This is a genomic window from Maridesulfovibrio frigidus DSM 17176 (genome assembly GCF_000711735.1).
GTDB lineage: Bacteria > Desulfobacterota > Desulfovibrionia > Desulfovibrionales > Desulfovibrionaceae > Maridesulfovibrio > Maridesulfovibrio frigidus.
On record NZ_JONL01000003.1, the window covers coordinates 294554 to 313011 of the forward strand.

Sequence of the window (18458 nt, forward strand, 5' to 3'; positions counted from 1 at the left end):
ATTTCAACCTTTGTTATGGGAAAGCGTTTCTTGGTATTTTGCAAGTTCGGAAAGTCGATGCTCTCCCCAGTCAGTTGTTACGGTGAGTGAAATTTTATAAAGCTCTTCTGCGTAGTGGTTAATAAGGTAAAATCCGGTTCTGATGTTATTCTCTGGTTTATCTCCGCTTTTTGAACACCCTAAGTATTTGTACCACTTTATGCGTGATGATGTAGCAAGCTTTTCGAGTTTAAGATGAGCTTCTGTAAATCTTACGTGCCCTGTTGTTCCTCCAAATAATTGATTTGCGCTATAAAAAGCTGCTGCTGCTGCTAAAAATGCATAGCCATTACCTGAAAAAAAAGAATAGCTATTACTTGCTAAAAATAAGGGAATAGGCTTTTCCATTAGCGGTATAATCGTTCCGATAGAGGCACAGACAATCATACCCACTCTTAAGATTATTGACCAAAAGGCCCGTCGCTTACTTCTACGATAATAGTACCTTATTTCTGCTTCGACGAGGAGATCTAACTCATTAAAAAGTTCAGTAATTGACATGCTAACAGGGTCTTCATTCCAGACTATTTCTTTAAGTCCCATACGAAATTTACTTATATGCCTGGGGTCGTGTGAAAAGTATTTCTTTAGCTCACGAAATTGCATAGGGCCTCCTTTGTGTAATAGATGGACAGAGACTTGTTATACTCTAAATTGTATATTCTATGACCAATAAAATTTAAGGATTTTACTTTATACTAATTATATTAATAATAATTAGTATAAAGTAAAGATAAAATTCTATATTTGAATTCTAAAAGGAATTTGAAGGGTTTGAAAATAGATTCCAAATTGTCTTGAGAACTTTGTAAACCATAGGTATCGTACTTAAATTAAACTAACTTTATGAATCAAAAGCGCTTGGTATATATATGAAAATGTTTTTTGACGAGCAGGATTACAAGCTGCTTGCAATTGTTCGTGATATTCTTAATCGGGATGTTGCAAGTGGTGAAGATCGTTATCTACTTGCTCCCCATTTAAGTCCGCATGGAATCAGGGAACTTGTTGGCTCACGCGGATTGCGGATAGCTTATTCCGTAGCTCATCTTATCAGTTCGCTTGAAACAGAAGGGGTTGCGGGGCGCATTTCTGCTCTGCGGTCATTGCGTGATGAAGTCCTTGCAATGCCGAAAGGTACGCTCAGGATGAATTCTGCGCGTGTGCTTATTCAGATTATGAAGAAGCTTGTCCGCTCGGTGGGTGATGAGGAGCGTAGTTTGCAACTTGCCCATGATTTTCATGAGGCTGCAACTGGCAAACCCCGTGTTATCCGTGAATTCCTCGAGCGCAACTTCTTGCTCGAAATGCCTGAAGAGTGGAACCATATCGCGTTTGATCATCGCGTTCATGATGCCAACAGCAAAGGGCGCAAATCTCCGACACATTTGGTCATGGATGCTTGGATTAAGGGTATTCGTAGTTTGACCGTTGTTTACTATAATCATGTAGGTGTTGTTGAGTCTCGCGAGCTGTACGAAGCCGCTCGGATCATGGGGATATCGGTTAAGGTCGGCATTGAATATCAAATTCGTTGGCAAAACCGAACTGCTGGGCTTATCTGGACTCTGGACGGTTTTGATAACGGCCGTGATTTCGAACGGTTTATTCAATCTAAAGAAGTAGTAAAATTTTTATCCGAAGGGCTTGAAGTTTCGCGTTGGTTGCAGAAACAGGTTCTCCGATGCGTGCAAAATTTCAACCTATCTCAGCGTAAAATTATCGAAGGTGATTTTGGTGTTGTCTGCCCTGAAATATCCGAGTCTGAATTTTTGGCATTTGTCGGGACTGGGCAGCCTTCATTTTTGCACTTGGGACGCTATATCCTTGAAATGCTTATGCCTGCTCTTAAAGAGCGTGTTGCAGAACTCAAAGCTCAGTATGATATTGCTGAAACCGGTGATAAGTCTGACATTGAGCAACGAGTAGAATCCATAAATTCCTTCGAAGTTGAAACTATTATTGAGCGTTTTATTTGTTCGGACGTTGCATGTTCTATTGATGGTCGTTTTGTGGGCTGCGAGGAAGCTGATCCGCCTGAGCTTATGACTCTTACTCCTGAACAGTTTGTTGAGCGAATTCGGACCATAGCTTCGCAAAAAAGGATTACCCTAGTTCCCGACGGACTTACTATCGCTGACATTATTTGCATTTTGTATAAATGCGGTGGAATGGTCAGATATGTCGAGGAGTTTAATCTTAAAAGGATTTCTCTTGGAACAGCTAAGATTGCGGAAAACGTTCATGGACTTCGTCAGGCATTAAATGAACGTAATTTGCTTGGGCTGAAAAATATAATTTCTCGCGCTATTTTAGATTTAGAGCAAATGGGTTCTGTCGCAGACCCAGAAATACTCGAGTGTTTGCGCAATGTGCTGTCCCATATGGGGACCTTTAGTGCCATGTATGGCGGGACTAGATTGCAGGCGAGAATAGGGAGTGGTTCATCCGGGATTATCAGTAGAATTCGTGGAATGGGGCTTGTTGTTGCCGATACTTTACCTCATACCGCAGCTAAAAAAGTATTTAAGCGGCTTGAGAAAGGTGAATGTCCTATTCCAGTCAAAGCTGATGTCAGGCTGGAAATTATACTTACCCCTAAGTCTTCCGAAAGTAAGCTGTATAATCGGTCAATGAGATTTATTAGGAACTTACCTTTCCTTAAAAAGTTTGGCTACGTAAAAAAAGAGGAATGGCAACTGACCCGTTTTTCTTCGTGTTCCAATAAAGTGACTAATATTGCTTTGCTTGGTGGACTTAGTGAGGCTGGAAATAAATTCGGTGTGGCGGATTTGACTCCGCGCAAGAGTTCAAAATCATTTCGGTTTATGAATTCTTCAATAAAGAATGGACTTAAAATTTTATGCGGTTTCATTCCAGCATTTTTGACTTTCGCGCTGACCAAAGATTGGTGGCTGCTCAGATTTTTCGGAGCATTTATCTGGTTTGGAATTACGGGCTGGAGAAACGTTACGCAGGCCGTACTCGGTGGTGGTGGATTCATCCGTTCGCCGCTGTCACGCTGGAATGATCATGTAAGTTGGTCCCGTATCTCCGACTCGTTGTTGTTTACGGGCTTTTCCGTTCCATTGCTTGATTATTTCGTGAAAACCTTACTTCTAGATGAAGGGTTCGGGGTCAATACGCAAACTGACCCTATTTTGCTTTATGCGGTAATGGGGCTGGCTAACGGACTGTATATATTCAGCCACAATATGTTCAGAGGATTGCCGCGCAGTGCTGCTATTTGGAACTTGCTGCGGTCCATCATTTCCGTGCCTATTGCAATTATGCTTAGTGATGGAATTGGAGTCATGATGGGCATGGCAGGAATCGTTTCTGTAGAACTCGTACTTCAAAAATGGGCGGCGGTGATTTCGAAACTGGCTTCAGATATGGTTGCCGGAATAATTGAAGGAATCGCTGATCGTTCCGATAATATTCGCATGAGGCTATGGGACTATCGCCGGACAGTTAAGAGCGTTTTTGATTGCTATACTCAGCTTGAAATGATGTTTCCTGAACGTAATGGTCGAGATATGCTTTATGAGCCGGATGAATTTATTATTGAGATGCAAAATACGGGTAGTGATCTGGAGAAAATATTTATTATAAATGCGCTGGATCTCATGCGATTCTGGATGTTTCAGCCACGCGCCCGCACTGCTCTAAGGATGCGCCTAAAGAAAATGACGAACGAAGAAAAGTCTATTTTCCTTGCGTCGCAGAATGTTTTGCTCGCTGAAAAAGAAGTTAGCAGGCTGCTTGTGGATGGTTTGGTCGGGAAAAACTTTGGTAAGCCGTTGGCGTTTTATTTGAGTCACGGAAAGAGCTATCTAGAGACAATGCAAAAGGAAGTTTCAATAGCTTAGATAATTATACAGGACAGAACTCCGTCGTAAATGCCGGTGCTCTGTCCTGAATAGGCGTCTTAGTTCTTTTCTTATGCTTTAATGTTGGTAATGGATCCCTTGTCTGTGAAGTGTGCGCTGAGGACACTTTTCTGAAAGTCATAATCGCTGTTTGTAGTTGAACCTGATTGACTGGAGTTCATATAGTCAAGTGTCTTGGTGACAACTTGAGCACCGAACATCTGTTTTTCTGTTGCGGCTGAAATTGTGAAAGCTCCCGAATTGATTGCTGACATATCCATAATCTACCTCCTTGTAGAAAGGCTACTAATAGCGCTTATCTCTCTTTTCGGACAAAGCATAAATAACTTTAGGGTAAAAATAGAAAAAATCCTCAACTCACGTAAAATGAGCTGAGGATTTTAGACAATCAAATTTGTTATGATTTAGTAGTAGCTGTTTTATTTAACTTTATTCCAAAGTTCATTAAGCTCAGAAAGTTCCATTTCAGAAACATCTTTTTTCTGTTCTTTAGCAATATCTTCCATTTTTGAAAATCTTTTCAAAAATTTATTGTTTGTTACGTCTAGCGCGCTGTTGGCTTTGATGCCCTTTCTACGACCAAGCTCAACCAGAGCGAACAAGTAATCGCCGAATTCTTCTTCGGATTTAGCTGCATCGCCAGATTCAAGGGCGCTGTTCCATTCTTTCCATTCACTTTCAAGCTGCTGTACGCACTGCTCATCTGATTCAAAGGTGAAGCCTGTGCGAGCTGATTTTGAATTAATACGATAGGCTTTTAAAAGAGGTGGTAGTCCTTTGGGAAGTGAATCGAAAGTTTTCTTGGAATCATCTTTTTCGCTGCGCTTGATTTTTTCCCAGTTTTTAAGAAGCTCTTCCTGATTTTCAATCTTAGTGTCAGCAAAAACGTGAGGGTGTCTTCTAATCATTTTAGCTGAGCTGGAATCAAGAGCATCGGCTAATTTAAATGATCCTTTTTTCTCATATAATTCCGCAATGAAAAGCAGAAGGAACATTACATCTCCAAGCTCTTCCATTGCTTCTTCTGAATCATCTGCGCGAATGGCTTCCACCATTTCAAATGACTCTTCAATAACATAGTCACAAAGTGAACGCGGAGTCTGGTCTTTATCCCAAGGACATCCGTCCGGACCGAGAAGTGTGGAAATTACGGTTTTCAATTTTTCGAGAGAAGTAGAATTGCTCATTTTATATCACATCTTTAATTTTATCAGTTAACCCCGATTGTTCGGGAAACATAGATTTTATGTCCAGAGAGTCCAATACGTTATCTGGAGCAAAGCCAATAAAAAAGCTGGCAGCGGACATTACTTTCGGAGCCAACTGAGACTTGGTCAAAAACTCAGCGTTCGGCGTGAAGCTGTTCAAAACAACTATAAGTATGCCGCCTACCAATACGGCCTCAACAAAACCTAGGGCTCCGCCGAGAACCTGATCGGCCCAGCCGAGCATGGTGATTGTCAAGATCTTTTTAAGGAGTATCCCGAGTAAGGCGGCAATAAAAACAGTGACTATTATGATTGAGAGGTAGCTAAAAGCTTTAACCGTTCCTGGGCCATCAAAAAAGTTTCCGAAATACGGAGCTAGTTCCTGATGGTATTTAGCTGCCAAGTAAAATCCTAAAATAAGGGAAAAAACAGATATTGCCTCGCGAACTATTCCACGAAGAAGTCCTCTGAATATTAATCCGGCGGCAATAACTATAAGAATAATATCAAGCGAATTTAGTGCTAATCCTGCTGCATTCATGTGCTATTCCGATGTTATATGTTGGGGTTGAGCCATCTGCTCTATTGTTTGATACACTTTAACAGTTAAATTGTTCTATACGGGTATCAGACCAATCATGAAATGTGAATAAGTCTGAACCTTGAAGAAAGAATAAAAATATTACAATTAAGTGAAAAATGAGGTTGTGTCATTCGCATAACTCGGTTAATTCATGATAAATTATGGGGTAACATGTTGTTTTTATGAAACGGCTGTCTTCCCTACGGAGGAATGCATGAATTTGATTGAGACAGAGTTTCCCGGGCTTGTAGTAATTGAGCCGAAGGTATTTCGGGATGAGCGGGGATTCTTTTTGGAAAGTTTTAACAGACCATTTTTTTTGGAAAATGGGCTACCTGTTGATTTCGTTCAAGATAATCATGCATATTCCCGAGGGATAGGTGTTTTGAGAGGGTTGCATTTTCAGCTTCCACCTAATGCGCAGGCAAAACTTGTATGGGTTACAAGGGGCGCTGTGAATGATGTGGTAGTGGATTTGCGAAAGGGTTCGCCAACTTATCTTAAGGCATATCAAATTGAGCTTTCTGCGGAAAATTTCCGCAGGTTATTCATTCCTAAAGGATTTGCTCACGGTTATGAGACACTAACTGAAGAGAGCGAGTTTATGTACAAGGTTGACGCTGGTTATGCTCCTCGGAGCGAAGCCGGCATTCGCTGGGATGATCCTGATCTGGCGATTGAGTGGAAAGCCAAAAATCCAGTTCTTTCAGAGAAAGACAACAAACTTAAATCCTTATCTCAATTTGATTCACCGTTTGAATTTTAGTTGAGATGTAATTAGTAGGGCATAAAGTGCCAAACGTACTCCTGTGTTGTGGATAGGGGGTTTTTGCGTGTCTGAAACTTTGTGAAAAGTTTCATATTCTCTTGACATGGAAAGATTCTCTATTTTAGAAGATATGGCGTTTATTGGTGTTTATGTTTCACAAAACTTAAGGAGTAGTGGGGCGAGGTTATGGAGGAGAAAAGAGCATCGAAGCAGTGTGGAGGAGTTTTTCCCTTCTTCATCGGTGTCCTTGCAAGCCTGGTAATCGGTTGGTGGGTTTTTCCACAGGTTATTTATAGCCAGAAAACACAGCCTATCGATTTCAGTCACAAGGTGCACGTTGAAGGTGAGGGAATGGACTGTGAATCTTGTCACACGTTTATGGAAGATGGTTCCTTTGCGGGGCTTCCTTCAAATGAGCAGTGTGCTGAGTGTCACGAAGATCTTCTCGGCGAATCAAAAGCTGAAGAAACTTACGTGAACGAGTACCTGAATAAGGACGTTGAGGTTCCATGGCTGGTCTATCAGTATCAGCCTGATAACGTATACTTTTCGCACATGGCGCACAAAGGCTTCGAGTGTACTGATTGTCATCCCGACGTTGGCAATAGCGACACCCTGCCGACGTATTACGAAAACAGGATTAGCGGTTACAGCAAGCAGACCATGAAGATGTGGCAGTGTGAGCGCTGTCATGCGGAAGTTGGTACCAGCAACGCATGTTACGTCTGCCATAAGTAAGTGAGGGACTGCAATGGGTATTGATCGCAGAACTTTTATTCAATTGGTTACAGGTGGTGTAGTCGGTTCGCTATTTACGCCTGTTATTTGGAAATCTTTGGATGATGCCGCTATTTGGTCCCAGAACTGGTCCTGGATTCCCAGGCTCAAATATGGACAGATCACTGAGCAGGCAACTATATCCAAATTCGGCCCTTCCCCTTGTTCTCTGATGGTTAAGTCCGTCGCGGGCAGCCCTTACGTGGCAAAAGGAAATGCTGATAATGAAATGAGCAAGGGCGGCGTCGACGCAATAAGCGCAGGCGGTGCACAGCTTCTCTATAGTCCTTCCCGTGTAAAGGGACCTATGAAAAAGGTTGCTGACGGTAAGTACGAGTCTATCTCTTGGGATGACGCTGAGAAAATGCTCTCTAAAAAACTTTCTGCCGTTAAAGGGCAGGCCGGAAAACTCGCTATCGTAAGTGGCGACGCAACCGGAACATCTACCGAAGTTTTGTCTGCTTTTGCAGCAGGTATGGGAAGCAATGATTGCTACCTGATGCCTGGTGATGAGCAGGCAGCAGCAGTTGCTCTTGAAAACATGGGCGGCAGCGGCCAGATTGGTTACGATCTGGAAAACTCTGATTTCGTTCTGCTCATTGGAGCGGATGCAATGAACTCTTGGGGTTCAGTTGTTAGAAATCAGCGTGTATACGCTGATAATCGTCCTACTGGCGGAGACATTGAAAGCGTTTATGTCTATGCCGGACCTTTCTTGAACAGCACTGCAGCTATAAGCGATAAATGGATTCCTGTTGCTCCTGGCACAGGCGCTATTTTTAGCCTCGGACTTGCATACCATATGCTTAATGCCGGCGCTTCCGCTTCTGTCGCAGACTTTGCAGACTTCAAGACTCTGGTTATGTCCAGGTTCACTCCTGATAAGGTTGAAAAAGCAATCGGTGTTGCTCCTGGCGTTATGGCAGGACTTGCTAAGCAGCTTATGTCTGCTTCCGCACCGCTTGTAATTTCTGGTTCTGAATTCGGGCAGGGCGCAGGTGCTGTTGATATTATCGCAGCTTCCGCACTCAATATGCTTCTTGGTAGAGTTGGTGAGAAGGGCGGAATGAAGCTCCTCGCTGAACTTCCTTTAGCTGTTGATTCAGCCGTCAGCCGTGCAGAACTTTCCAGCAGAGATTTTGCTGGTTACCTAGCAGCAGTTGCTACTGATAAAGTTAAAGCTCCTGAAGTGATGATGGCTTACGAAGCGAATCCAGTATATGCAATGCCACAGGCCACAACAATGGCTGCAGCAATTGCTAAAGTACCTTTCCTCGTAAGTTTTAGCACATGGATGGATGAAACAGCTTCTACAGCTGACTTGATTATGCCTAACCCACATTCCTTTGAGCGTTTTGACGATGCGCAGACTCCTTATGGCGTCGGCACCGCAATGCTCAGCGCATGTGCTCCTGTTATAGAGCCTCTCTATAACGGTAAGTCCACCGTAGACGTCATTCTTGGCGTTGCAAGCGGACTTGGTATTGATCTCGGATACGAATCTGTTGAAGCAGTTTTGCAGGCTAAAGCCGAAAAAGCTGGTGCAGATTGGGATTCACTTGTGGAAGGAGCTGCTTATGTTTCTGATTCAACTGAATCAGGCTCACTTAAGTTTGCTGCATCCGTTCTCTCTAAGGCAGTAATAATGCCTAAGGGTGGCGAAATTGCACTGGCTCCTTATGCTAAGCTCAACGTCGGATCCTCTACAATGGCGATTCCGCCATTGAACTGTGTGACTGTCAGCAAGTTCGAGCTGCAAGGCAAAGACCTCTTCGTACAGATTAACGGTAAGACAGCTAAGAAGCTTAACGCTTCTGAAGGGTCTAAAGTTAAGCTCGCTGGAGCAGGCGGAGAGTGTGTTGCCAGAGTCCACATCAACGAAGGCGTAATGAACGATGTGATAGCCGCTCCTCTTGGATTCGGTCATACCGCATGGGACGAGTTCTCCCGTGGTAAAGGCGACAACATCTCCAAAATTCTCACTGTTGGCACTGAGCCCGGGACCGGCATGGCCGTCTGGACCAGTTCTTTCGTGAGCGTCGCCTAAATTAAAGTCAGGGGATTCACGTTATGCAACAAATTGAATTTGATACTAAATGGACCATGGTAGTAGACATAGACAAGTGTTCCGGTTGCGGATCTTGTATGGTGTCCTGCCAGGCAGAAAATAATATAGCACCCATGGAAGACGGTTCGAATAAACTTAAGACCCTCACCTGGATGCTTGTATACGAACTTAACAATGGAAAGGAATTCCCTGAAAGGGAATCAGCTTACCTTCCTAGACCTTGCATGCAGTGTGGAAATCCAGCTTGCGTTCCCGTTTGTCCCGTAGTGGCTACCACTAAGGACGAAGAAGGCGGAATCGTCAGTCAGATTTACCCTCGTTGTATCGGGTGTAGATATTGTATGGCTGCGTGTCCTTACCACGCTCGTTACTTTGGATGGTTTGATCCAATCTGGCCTGAAGGAATGGAAAAAGCACTTTCTCCTAAAACTTCCACGCGTCCTCGCGGTGTTGTTGAGAAATGTAACTTCTGTCACACAAGGCTTATGGATGCTCGTGCTCGCGCTCGTGCTGAAGGAATGGATCCGAACAAACTTCCTGACGGTTGGTATAAACCGGCTTGTCTGGAATCCTGTCCCACTGGCGCAATCAGTTTCGGTGACTCAAAAAATCCTGAACATAAGGTCCACGATCTTATTAAGGACAAAAATGCGTTCCGTATTCTTGAAAGTATCGGCATGGACCCTCAGGTCTATTACATTAGCCGTCGTGATTGGGTTCGTGAGCAGAGTGATAACCACTTGCCTAAAGACAAGCACTAGGAGGGAGTTCAGTTATGGATAGAAATCTCTTCCCCGAAGGCGTAACCCGTTGTGGATTGCCAAAGTTCTCCTTATGGATGGCTTTTGTATCAATATTCTTCTTATGGGGAGCATATGCTGCTGTTGTTATTTTTGTTAACGGCATCGGCGTAACAGGGCTTGATAACTACTTCGGTTTCGGACTGTGGATTACTTTTGACCTTGCGGTTATCGCACTTGGGGCCGGCGCATTCTTTACCGGGTTCCTCAAGTACATACTCAAGATCGATCAATTAAAAAACATTGTAAACCTTGCTGTCATCATAGGATTTCTTTGCTACTCCGGTGCAATGCTTATCCTCACAATGGATATTGGTCAGCCGATCCGCGCATGGTTCGGTTACTGGCATCCAAATGTGCACTCCATGCTGACAGAAGTTATCTTCTGTATTACTGTATACTGTGTTGTGTTGCTCATCGAGTTTATCCCGTTGATCCTCGAACAGAAGCAGTTAAATAAGATTCCTTTCGTCCGTCACTTTGCTCATCACCTTCACGTGAATATGGCATTGTTTGCGGGTATCGGAACATTCCTTTCCACTTTCCATCAGGGTTCACTTGGCGGTATGTACGGCGTTATGTTTGGTCGTCCGTATGCATTCCGTGATGGTTTCTTCATCTGGCCTTGGACTTTCTTCCTCTTCGTTCTTTCCGCTGTCGGTACCGGACCAATCTTTACTGTTTTGGTATGTACCTTCATCGAAAAAATGACTGGTAAGAAATTAGTTGAATACAAAGTTAAGGCCCTTATGGGTAAAATTGCAGGCTCAATGCTCTGCTTGTACATGTTCCTCAAGATCATTGATACTTGGGCATGGGCAACAGGCTACCTGCCATCCGTTGGCCTTACTTTCGACGAAATGTTCTACGGTAATATCTACGGTAAATGGCTAATGTGGGTTGAACTAGGACTTTGTGGTATCGTTCCAGCTATCATGATGATCACTCCTTCAATTCGCAAAAATCCAGCTTTGCTATACACAGCAGGAATTCTTGCTTGTATCGGCGTAAGTGTTAACCGTTACGTATTCACCGTTCAGACCATTGCCATTCCTGTTATGCCTTTCGACACTTGGGAGTTTTATGCTCCTAACTGGGCAGAATGGACAACATGTGGAATGATCGTCGCTTACGGCGTACTTGTACTCAGTCTTTGCTACAGGTATCTACCTGTATTCCCTTCGGAAATTAAGCTGAATAGCAAGTAGTCTTAAGTAGATTACTCTGATTGGTTAAGGCCCGACTCGCAAGAGTCGGGCCTTTTTTTGTGGTCTGTCACGTTCTAAAATATGTATGTCCCGTTGTAGAATAGGTTGATTTGGTTTGATCGCTAAATACTCATATCCATCGTTCTCACGAATTCAAGCTCTCACAATTAGTCTGTACAAATCTGCACGTGTGAGATGGGGCAGTGTTATATAATAGTAGGTAGGTAAAGGTCGATGGTTACAGTATAGTTGCTTAGCCCAAAAAAAAGCCCTTTCAGTAAAACTGAAAGGGCTTTTAAATCGTATGTAGTGACCTAATGCTTAGTAAGGCAGATACCAACTCATACCTTTCATTTTAGCAGGAATTGGAGTTTCATCAGGTTCAGGGTTCGCAGCATCCCAGCAAGCTCTCTCTTCTTCAATCCAGGATGGACGGGAGAGACGGATAGTATTGCCGTTAGTGATGCTATCGTCATCTCCGCTGAAGTGTTGTAGTATCACGCTGATATTTCCAGAAGGATCCTTCAGGGACCACTTCCAGACTTTAAGAGTGCCGAAAGGGTTACCTCTCCAATCGTTCGGCTTACCGAATCTTTTTTCTAGCTTGCTGTATAATGTGTCGAAAAAAGAAAGGCTGTTGTCAGAATACTTCAACTTCATTCTCAAAATTATATTTTTGCGGCTGCAATCTCCAATAACGACATAGCCACCTTTGTAACCTTCAAGTTCTTTGAGGGCGATACGTTTAATGAACTCTTCCTGCCAAGGTGACCTCATGGAGTCATCATCAAGGAAAGATCTGATTGTTGAGATGTTTTGTCCTATAGTTATTCCTGCGATGGATTCCGGCGCATTTGCAGCAAAAGCAGATGACGCGAACAGGAGCAATATAGCAAAGCTTAGAAAAAAGACCCTTTTCATTATAGAAACCTCCAGTAAAATTTAAATCATTGAATACTTATATGAGTGTCAGTCCTATTGTAGACTTACACCCGATGCATGTGGTGTCGTAGTTTGCGATAAACATTTCTTCTCTGCGGCTGATTTTGCTGACAGCTGCCTTTAGGAACTTAGTGCTTAATTCCGGATATTGTTCTCTGACTTTTTCAAATTTATCCTTTGTAAGCCTGATACAGGTTGAATCTGAGGCTGCCTTAAGAGTAAACAATCTTTTGGATTCTCCAATTAAGGTCAAAGCTCCTACAAAATCATCTTCTTTATATGATTGGACAGGTTCATCGCTGATGTCCAAATAAGCATCCATTTTACCTTTGATAATGTAGTAAGCAGATTGATCAACATCACCTGCGGTAAAAACAATATCTCCGGGCGCAAAAGTTTCGCGCACACAAAGGTATGCTAGGAGTTTTTGAGCTTCCAAATCAAGTCCAGAGAAATATGGGACTTCTCTGATTAATTCCAGATGTTCCTGATATTCACTTGTTTCTGCGCTCATGACTATTTAGCTCCATGTATAAGTTCATAAAGTAGGCCCTCTTTAGCAATCAGTTCGTCATAAGGTCCTATTTCCATAAGCTTGCCGGCTTTCATCACGGCAACCTTGTCATAGTTTTTAATTGTATCAAGTCGATGAATTACCGAGATAAGGGTCGACTTGCCTTTCCATTTGGTTTCCAGAAGTCCCTGAATCCTGTTCTGGGAGCGGTTATCAAGTGCTGATGTCGCTTCATCCATAATCATGATTGGAGGATTCTTGAGGAAGGTACGCGCAATTGCGAGCTTCTGCTTCTGACCGCCGGAAAGCTTATCGCCCTTTGTTCCGACTTCAAAACCCATACCTAGTTCAACAATAGTTTCGAGTAGGTCTTCCATAATAAGGAGTTGGACCATACTTTCGTTAATGGCATCTTGAATTTTTGGGTGATCCGTTTTTGGCTTACCGAAAAGGATGTTATCCAAAATTGTCTGCGAAGGGATATATTCAGTCATTCTAAAGAAGCTGAAAGTATCAGGTTTTTCAACAGAAACCTTATTAAAGAACATCTGGCGTCCATCAAGAATCAGCGTTTTTAGTACTGATGGAAGCGCGACGATCTTATGTGTACCCGGTATGAAGTTAAGGGCTAATTGAAGAAGCATATCTCTGTCTTCGCCTTTAATATCCTGCAGGGTACTATGATCAAGCCTAGCAACAAGTTGCTTGTATTCTTCAAAATCTTCGCTCGGGATTGGGCTTTGTTCAAAGAACACTTCTTCCTGAGGAAGGTTACCCAAAATATCGACAGTTTGTTTTGCTGTTTCACGGCCTAAGCTGAGAAGCGGTGTTTCAAGCTGTGCTTCTTTTAGGAAGTCTACAAAGTATTTGTTTGTAGCAAGCTGCTTGCCGACAAATGACTTATCGTTAGCTGAACCGAAGATGATGTTTTCAGCTACAGTTGAATGATCCAGATATTGTCCGTCTTGATAGAATTCAACGTGGTCAGCAAGTTTATCGCCGAAGTCTGCGTGGAAGTTCTCACGGGTTATAACGATTCTATCAGTGAGTTCTTTTTCCTTTTCAGGATCAACAATAGAGTTCAGTCCAAAGCGTAAAACATCAACAAATATTCCGGCCTGCTGAATGGACTCGATCATATGGTCGCGAGTAGGCATTTTGGATTCTTTGTCAGGATCTCTATCAAGTACTGCCATGCATGAATAAAGCAGGTTATCTTTAATTGATCCTGAAAAGATAAACGGCTCCTGCGCAACAATACCCATATTTTGGACCATGTCGGCCTTCGTAAGTTCATCGACTTCGTAGCCGTCGATTTTTACCGACCCTCCGGTATACTTATAAAGTTGAGATACACATTGAGCCAGCGTACTTTTACCACTACCCGAGAATCCGACCAGCGCGAGCTGTTCTCCGGGTTTTAGTTTTAAGTTAATCTGCTTAAGTAATTTGATTCCACCTGAAACGGTGAAGCCGAGGTTCTGAATATCAATTTCACCAGTAAGTTTAACTGGTTCTCTACCTTCAGGTTCGAGCGTAAATTCAGGCTCAACATCGAAGTATTCCATAACACGTTCGTAACGAACTGTTGCGTCATTATGAACTTGGTAGAAATCCATCAACTCTTTCCAGGGATCGTAAATTTTTTCGTAAGCGGAAAGGAAAGCGACCAGAGCACCAAGATCAAATTTACCTTGAATTGCTAAGTAACCACCAACCAAGAATAGGAAAAATGGTCCGAGATTCTGGAAAAAGTTGTTAAGAACTTTGATTCCCTGTTTGTACAGAATCCAAACAATTCTTATTTTAAAGAGGCGATCAACGTAATTGCCGTATTTTCTATTTTCAATGGAGTAAGATCCATTACCGTGAATCTCATGAATACCGGAAATCGTTTCGTTAATATGACTACTAAGATTTCTTGTAGTATCAACACGTTGTTTGTTCGCTGTGTTCGATTTTTTCTGGAGTTTTGGAACCAGATAAATAACGAATGGATACATGGCAATTGAGATACATGCCATCGTCGGGTTCAGGTAGAACATGTATCCAGCAAAAGTGATCAGAGTCAGTACATTCGTTACAGGAACCGCTATGGACTGCCCTACATACTCACCAGCAGGCGCAAGTTCTGTTATTAATGATGATACAACCATGCCCGGGTTGGCTTTTCTGAAGTATCCAAGGGGAAGAGTCAGGATATGCGCGTAAAGCTCTTTTCGCATTTTAGCTAACGCTTCCTGGCCGATGTACGTCTGTAACGTTGTAATAGCGTATTTTAGCAGACTGGCTGCTACCACTGCGATTATGTAAAAACTACAGTACCTTACAAGAAGGTCAACCTTGCGCATACTGATGGCTTGGTTGATGATTAGTTTTTGCATTTCAAGCGGTACTAGCCTAGCTCCAACTGTAAACAGAATTACAACCAGCACAATCATTTGTAATTTGAAATTGCTGTTTTTAACCCAATAAATCAGGGGGCGTTTGGTGATCATTAAAAGAACTCCTGTTGTTCAAATACGGGAAAAGAGCCGAAAATAAGTTATAAAAAAATATTAAAAAAATGACGACATATTTCTCTTAACGGACCAGCTTTGCCATCAAAGTTCATCCACAAAAGAAAGGTGAAGAAATTTATATATTATGTTAGTTTTCCCCAAGAACTGATAATGATGGAATTAATTAACTAACATTCAAAAATTTATTACCTTTTTGTTGACGCAGGGACAAGGTTTTTTTAACTTCTGTGTAGTCAAAGTGTTTTTTTTCTCTACATCTTAGAAAAGTCGAGGATAAAGGTTTGGGTAATAATCGGCAGTTACAAACAAGTGAAGATAAAACTTCTTCTTTTTCGCTGAGAGCAGATCTTGCGGAGTTGAAAGAGCTTGCCGAGAATATTGAAAAATTCGGTGAGTTGAATGATATTCCGGGAAAGGCTCTTTTCGAGGTGAATCTCGTTTTGGATGAACTTTTCACTAACCTTGTCAGTTACGGGTGTTTTTCGGATTCACATAATTTTGATATAATGCTTCTTATTGAAGATGGTGTTATGCTTATTGAGATTAAAGATGACGGGAAACCATTTAATCCCCTTGAAATTCCTGAACCCGAGATCCACTGCGATTGTGATGAGCGGAAGATTGGTGGTTTAGGCATCCATTTTATGCGTAAAATGATGGATGATATTGAGTACTCGTGGAATAATGGTAAGAATAGATTGAAGTTGACCAAAAATATTTAATTTTTTTAATCATATTTATACAGCCACCTGCCGGAATCTACTATTGAGCTACCGGGTGGGAGTAATGGCACGAAAACGGAGGGCAAGATGGGCTTGGAAGTTGGTGAAAACAAAAATGATGGTGTTATAGTTTTTTCGCTTAAAGGAAGACTTGATTCTAATACTTCAAACGATTTTGAAGACAGGCTCTTGAATTCAATTCAGAGTGGAGAAAATAAAATTGTGCTGGACTTTGAAAACCTTGAGTATATTTCAAGTGCCGGGCTTCGTGTTCTTCTAAAGGCTGCTAGAGAGCTTAAAGGCGGCGACGGTAAACTGGTTCTTTGTTGTCTGAAAGATTACATTCGTGAAGTCTTTGACCTATCCGGTTTTGTTTCCTTTTTGCCTATTTTTGATTCAAAGGACGAATGTGTAACATCGTTCTAATACATAGTATTTGTACATGTCTCGTGTCGTTCTGATGATCTTTCGTCAGTATGGGCGGGGTGCATGTTTTATATTTACTTTATTAATCTTCCTGCCCGCTCTTTGTTCGGTCAGGAAGATTTTTTTTAGAACCCGAAGGGGTGGCTTATGCATGAATTATTTATTCCACTGGCGGTAATGCTATCGCCGCGAGGCTTGACTCTTGCCGGAAATGGAGCAGGGCAAGGCGGGATTGTCTTTGCCGGATTACTTATTCTTATGGCTGTCCTTTCGCTCCGCTCTGCTCGTTCAATGGGTATGCTGACCAGTTATGATTTCAAATATGCTAATGAGGTATGTCCTTTTATCGTGGGTGTTTTAGATTCAGCGCGAGTCTTTGCATTGGGCGCTATTCTTGTTTCTTCGCTTGGAATAGCCGGATATGCTGTTAATGAAGTTTTCGCGCTCTGGTTCCCAAATCTTGGTGCATCATTTTTAATTCTCGCTCTTGCGGTGTCCGCTTGCTTTCTGCCAGTTGGAAAAGGGCGGTACGTTTTTATAGGGTCTCTCGGAATTTCGGTCTGTAGCTTCTTATATGTTGCATTTATGACAACTCAGGTTTCAGAGCCCGGTTTTGCCGGTCCGTGGGATGTTGTACCCGCCGGAGGGATAACTTCCTGGCTTAATATAATTTTTCTTGCAGTTCTCGCTTTTATCGGATTCGATTTGGCTTTTAAATCAAAGCTGAGAGATAATCCTTCACTTCCTTCCATTGTCGTGACTGCGCTGGCATTTATCCTTTTCCTGTGGGGCGCACTGCTTATAGTCTCTCCTGATAAAATTGCGGATTCGTACGTCGCACATTTTAAAGTTGCCAGAATAGCACTCGGAAGTACGGGCCGCATTCTTATGGCAATAACTGTTGTATTGGGTACGTTTGCGGCAACTTTCGGCGTGTTCCGTGTCCTTGGAAGCAGGCTTGCTAACCGTATGTGTAAAGGCGAATCCCAGAGTCGAAAAATTGTTGGAACAATTCTGGCTGTCACTGTTGGCGGGGCGATGGCTACTGGGTGGGCCGGAGAACCTGCTTTGGATTCTTTGATTGCGGCAGGACTAAGTTTTTGGTTTATCGGATATGCTCTTGTTGATTTAGTCGATGTTATTGCTAGCCGTAAAGCTGGACTTTTCCCTTTTCTCTCTGCTCTTGCATTTGTTTTTCATGTTTTTGCTGCAATAATGAGTTTTCATCTGGCAGAATTCCAATCATATTTCGGAGCGGCATTTGGTGGAATGTTACTTGTAAGCTTTGTCTTTGCAATTCTCCGCATAATGAAAAAGGATTCTCCGTCTACTGCTGAGCAATAAGTTTGGATTTTTAGAAGGAATAAAACCATAGAATTTATATAGCTACGCTCTTATAATAGGAACTTTTCTCATTTAATTATTGAATAGTCACAAGATTATGATATTCTTAACCTACTTCTAAATTTCTAGAAGAAATAATCCCTGTAACTCCAAATGATAAGGAGAAAAAAGTGAAAAACCGTATCGTTTTATTATTTATATTTACAATGTTTATAACGGTCGCAGCAGTTTATGTTACTGCAAGTCCTGCTTCTGCCGAGAGATTTACTACTGTTTCTGTCGAAACGCTTAAAAGTAAGCTTGGCTCTGACGGGTTAGTTATAGTGGATTCTCGTAGTGGCTCTGATTGGCGGGGAAGTGAGCTGATTATTCCCGGAGCTGTCCGTGGTAAGCCCGGTGCTGAAGATTTATGGGCACCTGAAATACCGAAGAATGCTGAAATTATAATTTATTGTGCCTGACCTAACGAATACACCAGCGCCCGGGTGGCGCAGGAATTAGTTGAAATGGGTTACACTAATGTAAGTGTACTTCTCGGTGGATGGCACGCATGGCATAGAGGCGAGTATCCTGTTACAGAGAAATAGTAAGTTTATAAAATTAGCATTATAAGATTGAAGTAGCGGTCATGTATTTAGTTACA

17 protein-coding genes are annotated in these 18458 nt (G+C 42.4%); 10 read left to right on the forward strand and 7 right to left on the reverse strand.

The features are described 5' to 3' along the window. Positions 1–3 precede the first annotated feature (3 nt). A complete protein-coding gene (locus BR06_RS0108645; RefSeq protein ID WP_031482072.1) occupies positions 4–645 on the reverse strand; it encodes an SLATT domain-containing protein in 642 nt (213 codons plus the stop codon). Positions 646–911: 266 nt separating this feature from the next. On the opposite strand from BR06_RS0108645, the gene BR06_RS0108650 reads away from it, so the two are divergent. Next, complete coding sequence (locus BR06_RS0108650) at positions 912–3911, forward strand: hypothetical protein (protein ID WP_031482073.1); 3000 nt, start codon at positions 912–914, stop codon at positions 3909–3911. A 71-nt stretch (positions 3912–3982) separates the two neighbouring features. Here the strand turns inward: BR06_RS0108650 and BR06_RS0108655 are convergent, their stop codons facing one another. The 3 genes from BR06_RS0108655 to BR06_RS0108665 form a co-directional block, all read right to left on the reverse strand. After that, positions 3983–4192, reverse strand: coding sequence for a hypothetical protein (locus BR06_RS0108655; RefSeq protein ID WP_031482074.1), 210 nt, complete (start codon positions 4190–4192; stop codon positions 3983–3985). Between the two features lie 159 nt (positions 4193–4351). Then, positions 4352–5119, reverse strand: a complete 768-nt coding sequence (mazG, locus tag BR06_RS0108660) for a nucleoside triphosphate pyrophosphohydrolase (RefSeq protein ID WP_031482075.1) — start codon at positions 5117–5119, stop codon at positions 4352–4354. Between the two features lies 1 nt (position 5120). Further along, positions 5121–5681 carry a CvpA family protein gene (locus tag BR06_RS0108665; RefSeq protein WP_031482076.1) on the reverse strand — a complete coding sequence of 187 codons (561 nt, stop codon included), beginning with the start codon at positions 5679–5681 and terminating at the stop codon, positions 5121–5123. Between the two features lie 256 nt (positions 5682–5937). Between BR06_RS0108665 and rfbC the strand changes: the two genes are divergently transcribed. The 5 genes from rfbC (at position 5938) to qrcD (ending at position 11345) form a co-directional block, all read left to right on the forward strand. Next, positions 5938–6489: a dTDP-4-dehydrorhamnose 3,5-epimerase gene (rfbC, locus tag BR06_RS0108670; protein WP_031482077.1), complete on the forward strand. Its 552-nt coding sequence runs from the start codon at positions 5938–5940 to the stop codon at positions 6487–6489. 189 nt (positions 6490–6678) lie between these two features. Then, positions 6679–7230, forward strand: a complete 552-nt coding sequence (gene qrcA, locus BR06_RS0108675; protein WP_031482078.1) for a menaquinone reductase multiheme cytochrome c subunit QrcA — start codon at positions 6679–6681, stop codon at positions 7228–7230. Positions 7231–7243: 13 nt separating this feature from the next. Continuing rightward, a complete protein-coding gene (gene qrcB, locus BR06_RS0108680; RefSeq protein ID WP_031482079.1) occupies positions 7244–9316 on the forward strand; it encodes a menaquinone reductase molybdopterin-binding-like subunit QrcB in 2073 nt (690 codons plus the stop codon). A gap of 23 nt (positions 9317–9339) precedes the next feature. Then, positions 9340–10098 (forward strand): menaquinone reductase iron-sulfur cluster-binding subunit QrcC, encoded by a 759-nt coding sequence (gene qrcC / locus BR06_RS0108685; RefSeq protein WP_031482080.1) that lies wholly within the window; start codon positions 9340–9342, stop codon positions 10096–10098. A gap of 14 nt (positions 10099–10112) precedes the next feature. Then, positions 10113–11345, forward strand: a complete 1233-nt coding sequence (gene qrcD / locus BR06_RS0108690) for a menaquinone reductase integral membrane subunit QrcD (RefSeq protein WP_031482081.1) — start codon at positions 10113–10115, stop codon at positions 11343–11345. Between the two features lie 321 nt (positions 11346–11666). On the opposite strand, the gene BR06_RS0108695 is transcribed toward qrcD, so the two are convergent. The 3 genes from BR06_RS0108695 to BR06_RS0108705 are packed head-to-tail and all read right to left on the reverse strand — an operon-like array spanning position 11667 to position 15299. Beyond that, on the reverse strand, positions 11667–12266 hold the full coding sequence (locus BR06_RS0108695) for a hypothetical protein (protein WP_031482082.1): 600 nt from the start codon (positions 12264–12266) through the stop codon (positions 11667–11669). 37 nt (positions 12267–12303) lie between these two features. Further along, positions 12304–12801, reverse strand: coding sequence for a Crp/Fnr family transcriptional regulator (locus tag BR06_RS0108700; RefSeq protein ID WP_031482083.1), 498 nt, complete (start codon positions 12799–12801; stop codon positions 12304–12306). A gap of 2 nt (positions 12802–12803) precedes the next feature. After that, on the reverse strand, positions 12804–15299 hold the full coding sequence (locus BR06_RS0108705; RefSeq protein WP_031482084.1) for an ABC transporter ATP-binding protein/permease: 2496 nt from the start codon (positions 15297–15299) through the stop codon (positions 12804–12806). A 305-nt stretch (positions 15300–15604) separates the two neighbouring features. On the opposite strand from BR06_RS0108705, the gene BR06_RS0108710 reads away from it, so the two are divergent. The 4 genes from BR06_RS0108710 (at position 15605) to BR06_RS0108725 (ending at position 18402) form a co-directional block, all read left to right on the forward strand. Continuing rightward, positions 15605–16045: an ATP-binding protein gene (locus BR06_RS0108710; protein ID WP_051676976.1), complete on the forward strand. Its 441-nt coding sequence runs from the start codon at positions 15605–15607 to the stop codon at positions 16043–16045. A gap of 87 nt (positions 16046–16132) precedes the next feature. Continuing rightward, on the forward strand, positions 16133–16471 hold the full coding sequence (locus BR06_RS0108715; protein ID WP_031482086.1) for an STAS domain-containing protein: 339 nt from the start codon (positions 16133–16135) through the stop codon (positions 16469–16471). A 147-nt stretch (positions 16472–16618) separates the two neighbouring features. Next, complete coding sequence (locus tag BR06_RS0108720; RefSeq protein ID WP_051676977.1) at positions 16619–17815, forward strand: hypothetical protein; 1197 nt, start codon at positions 16619–16621, stop codon at positions 17813–17815. A 170-nt stretch (positions 17816–17985) separates the two neighbouring features. After that, complete coding sequence (locus tag BR06_RS0108725) at positions 17986–18402, forward strand: rhodanese-related (seleno)protein (RefSeq protein WP_407637426.1); 417 nt, start codon at positions 17986–17988, stop codon at positions 18400–18402. Positions 18403–18458: the final 56 nt, after the last annotated feature.

Bases quoted from the DNA above. Each gene is read 5' to 3' on its own strand.
- BR06_RS0108645 (WP_031482072.1), bottom strand. From the start codon at position 645: ATGCAATTTCGTGAGCTAAAGAAATACTTTTCACACGACCCCAGGCAT.
- BR06_RS0108650 (WP_031482073.1), top strand. From the start codon at position 912: ATGAAAATGTTTTTTGACGAGCAGGATTACAAGCTGCTTGCAATTGTT.
- BR06_RS0108655 (WP_031482074.1), bottom strand. From the start codon at position 4,192: ATGGATATGTCAGCAATCAATTCGGGAGCTTTCACAATTTCAGCCGCA.
- mazG (WP_031482075.1), bottom strand. From the start codon at position 5,119: ATGAGCAATTCTACTTCTCTCGAAAAATTGAAAACCGTAATTTCCACA.
- BR06_RS0108665 (WP_031482076.1), bottom strand. From the start codon at position 5,681: ATGAATGCAGCAGGATTAGCACTAAATTCGCTTGATATTATTCTTATA.
- rfbC (WP_031482077.1), top strand. From the start codon at position 5,938: ATGAATTTGATTGAGACAGAGTTTCCCGGGCTTGTAGTAATTGAGCCG.
- qrcA (WP_031482078.1), top strand. From the start codon at position 6,679: ATGGAGGAGAAAAGAGCATCGAAGCAGTGTGGAGGAGTTTTTCCCTTC.
- qrcB (WP_031482079.1), top strand. From the start codon at position 7,244: ATGGGTATTGATCGCAGAACTTTTATTCAATTGGTTACAGGTGGTGTA.
- qrcC (WP_031482080.1), top strand. From the start codon at position 9,340: ATGCAACAAATTGAATTTGATACTAAATGGACCATGGTAGTAGACATA.
- qrcD (WP_031482081.1), top strand. From the start codon at position 10,113: ATGGATAGAAATCTCTTCCCCGAAGGCGTAACCCGTTGTGGATTGCCA.
- BR06_RS0108695 (WP_031482082.1), bottom strand. From the start codon at position 12,266: ATGAAAAGGGTCTTTTTTCTAAGCTTTGCTATATTGCTCCTGTTCGCG.
- BR06_RS0108700 (WP_031482083.1), bottom strand. From the start codon at position 12,801: ATGAGCGCAGAAACAAGTGAATATCAGGAACATCTGGAATTAATCAGA.
- BR06_RS0108705 (WP_031482084.1), bottom strand. From the start codon at position 15,299: ATGATCACCAAACGCCCCCTGATTTATTGGGTTAAAAACAGCAATTTC.
- BR06_RS0108715 (WP_031482086.1), top strand. From the start codon at position 16,133: ATGGGCTTGGAAGTTGGTGAAAACAAAAATGATGGTGTTATAGTTTTT.
- BR06_RS0108720 (WP_051676977.1), top strand. From the start codon at position 16,619: ATGCATGAATTATTTATTCCACTGGCGGTAATGCTATCGCCGCGAGGC.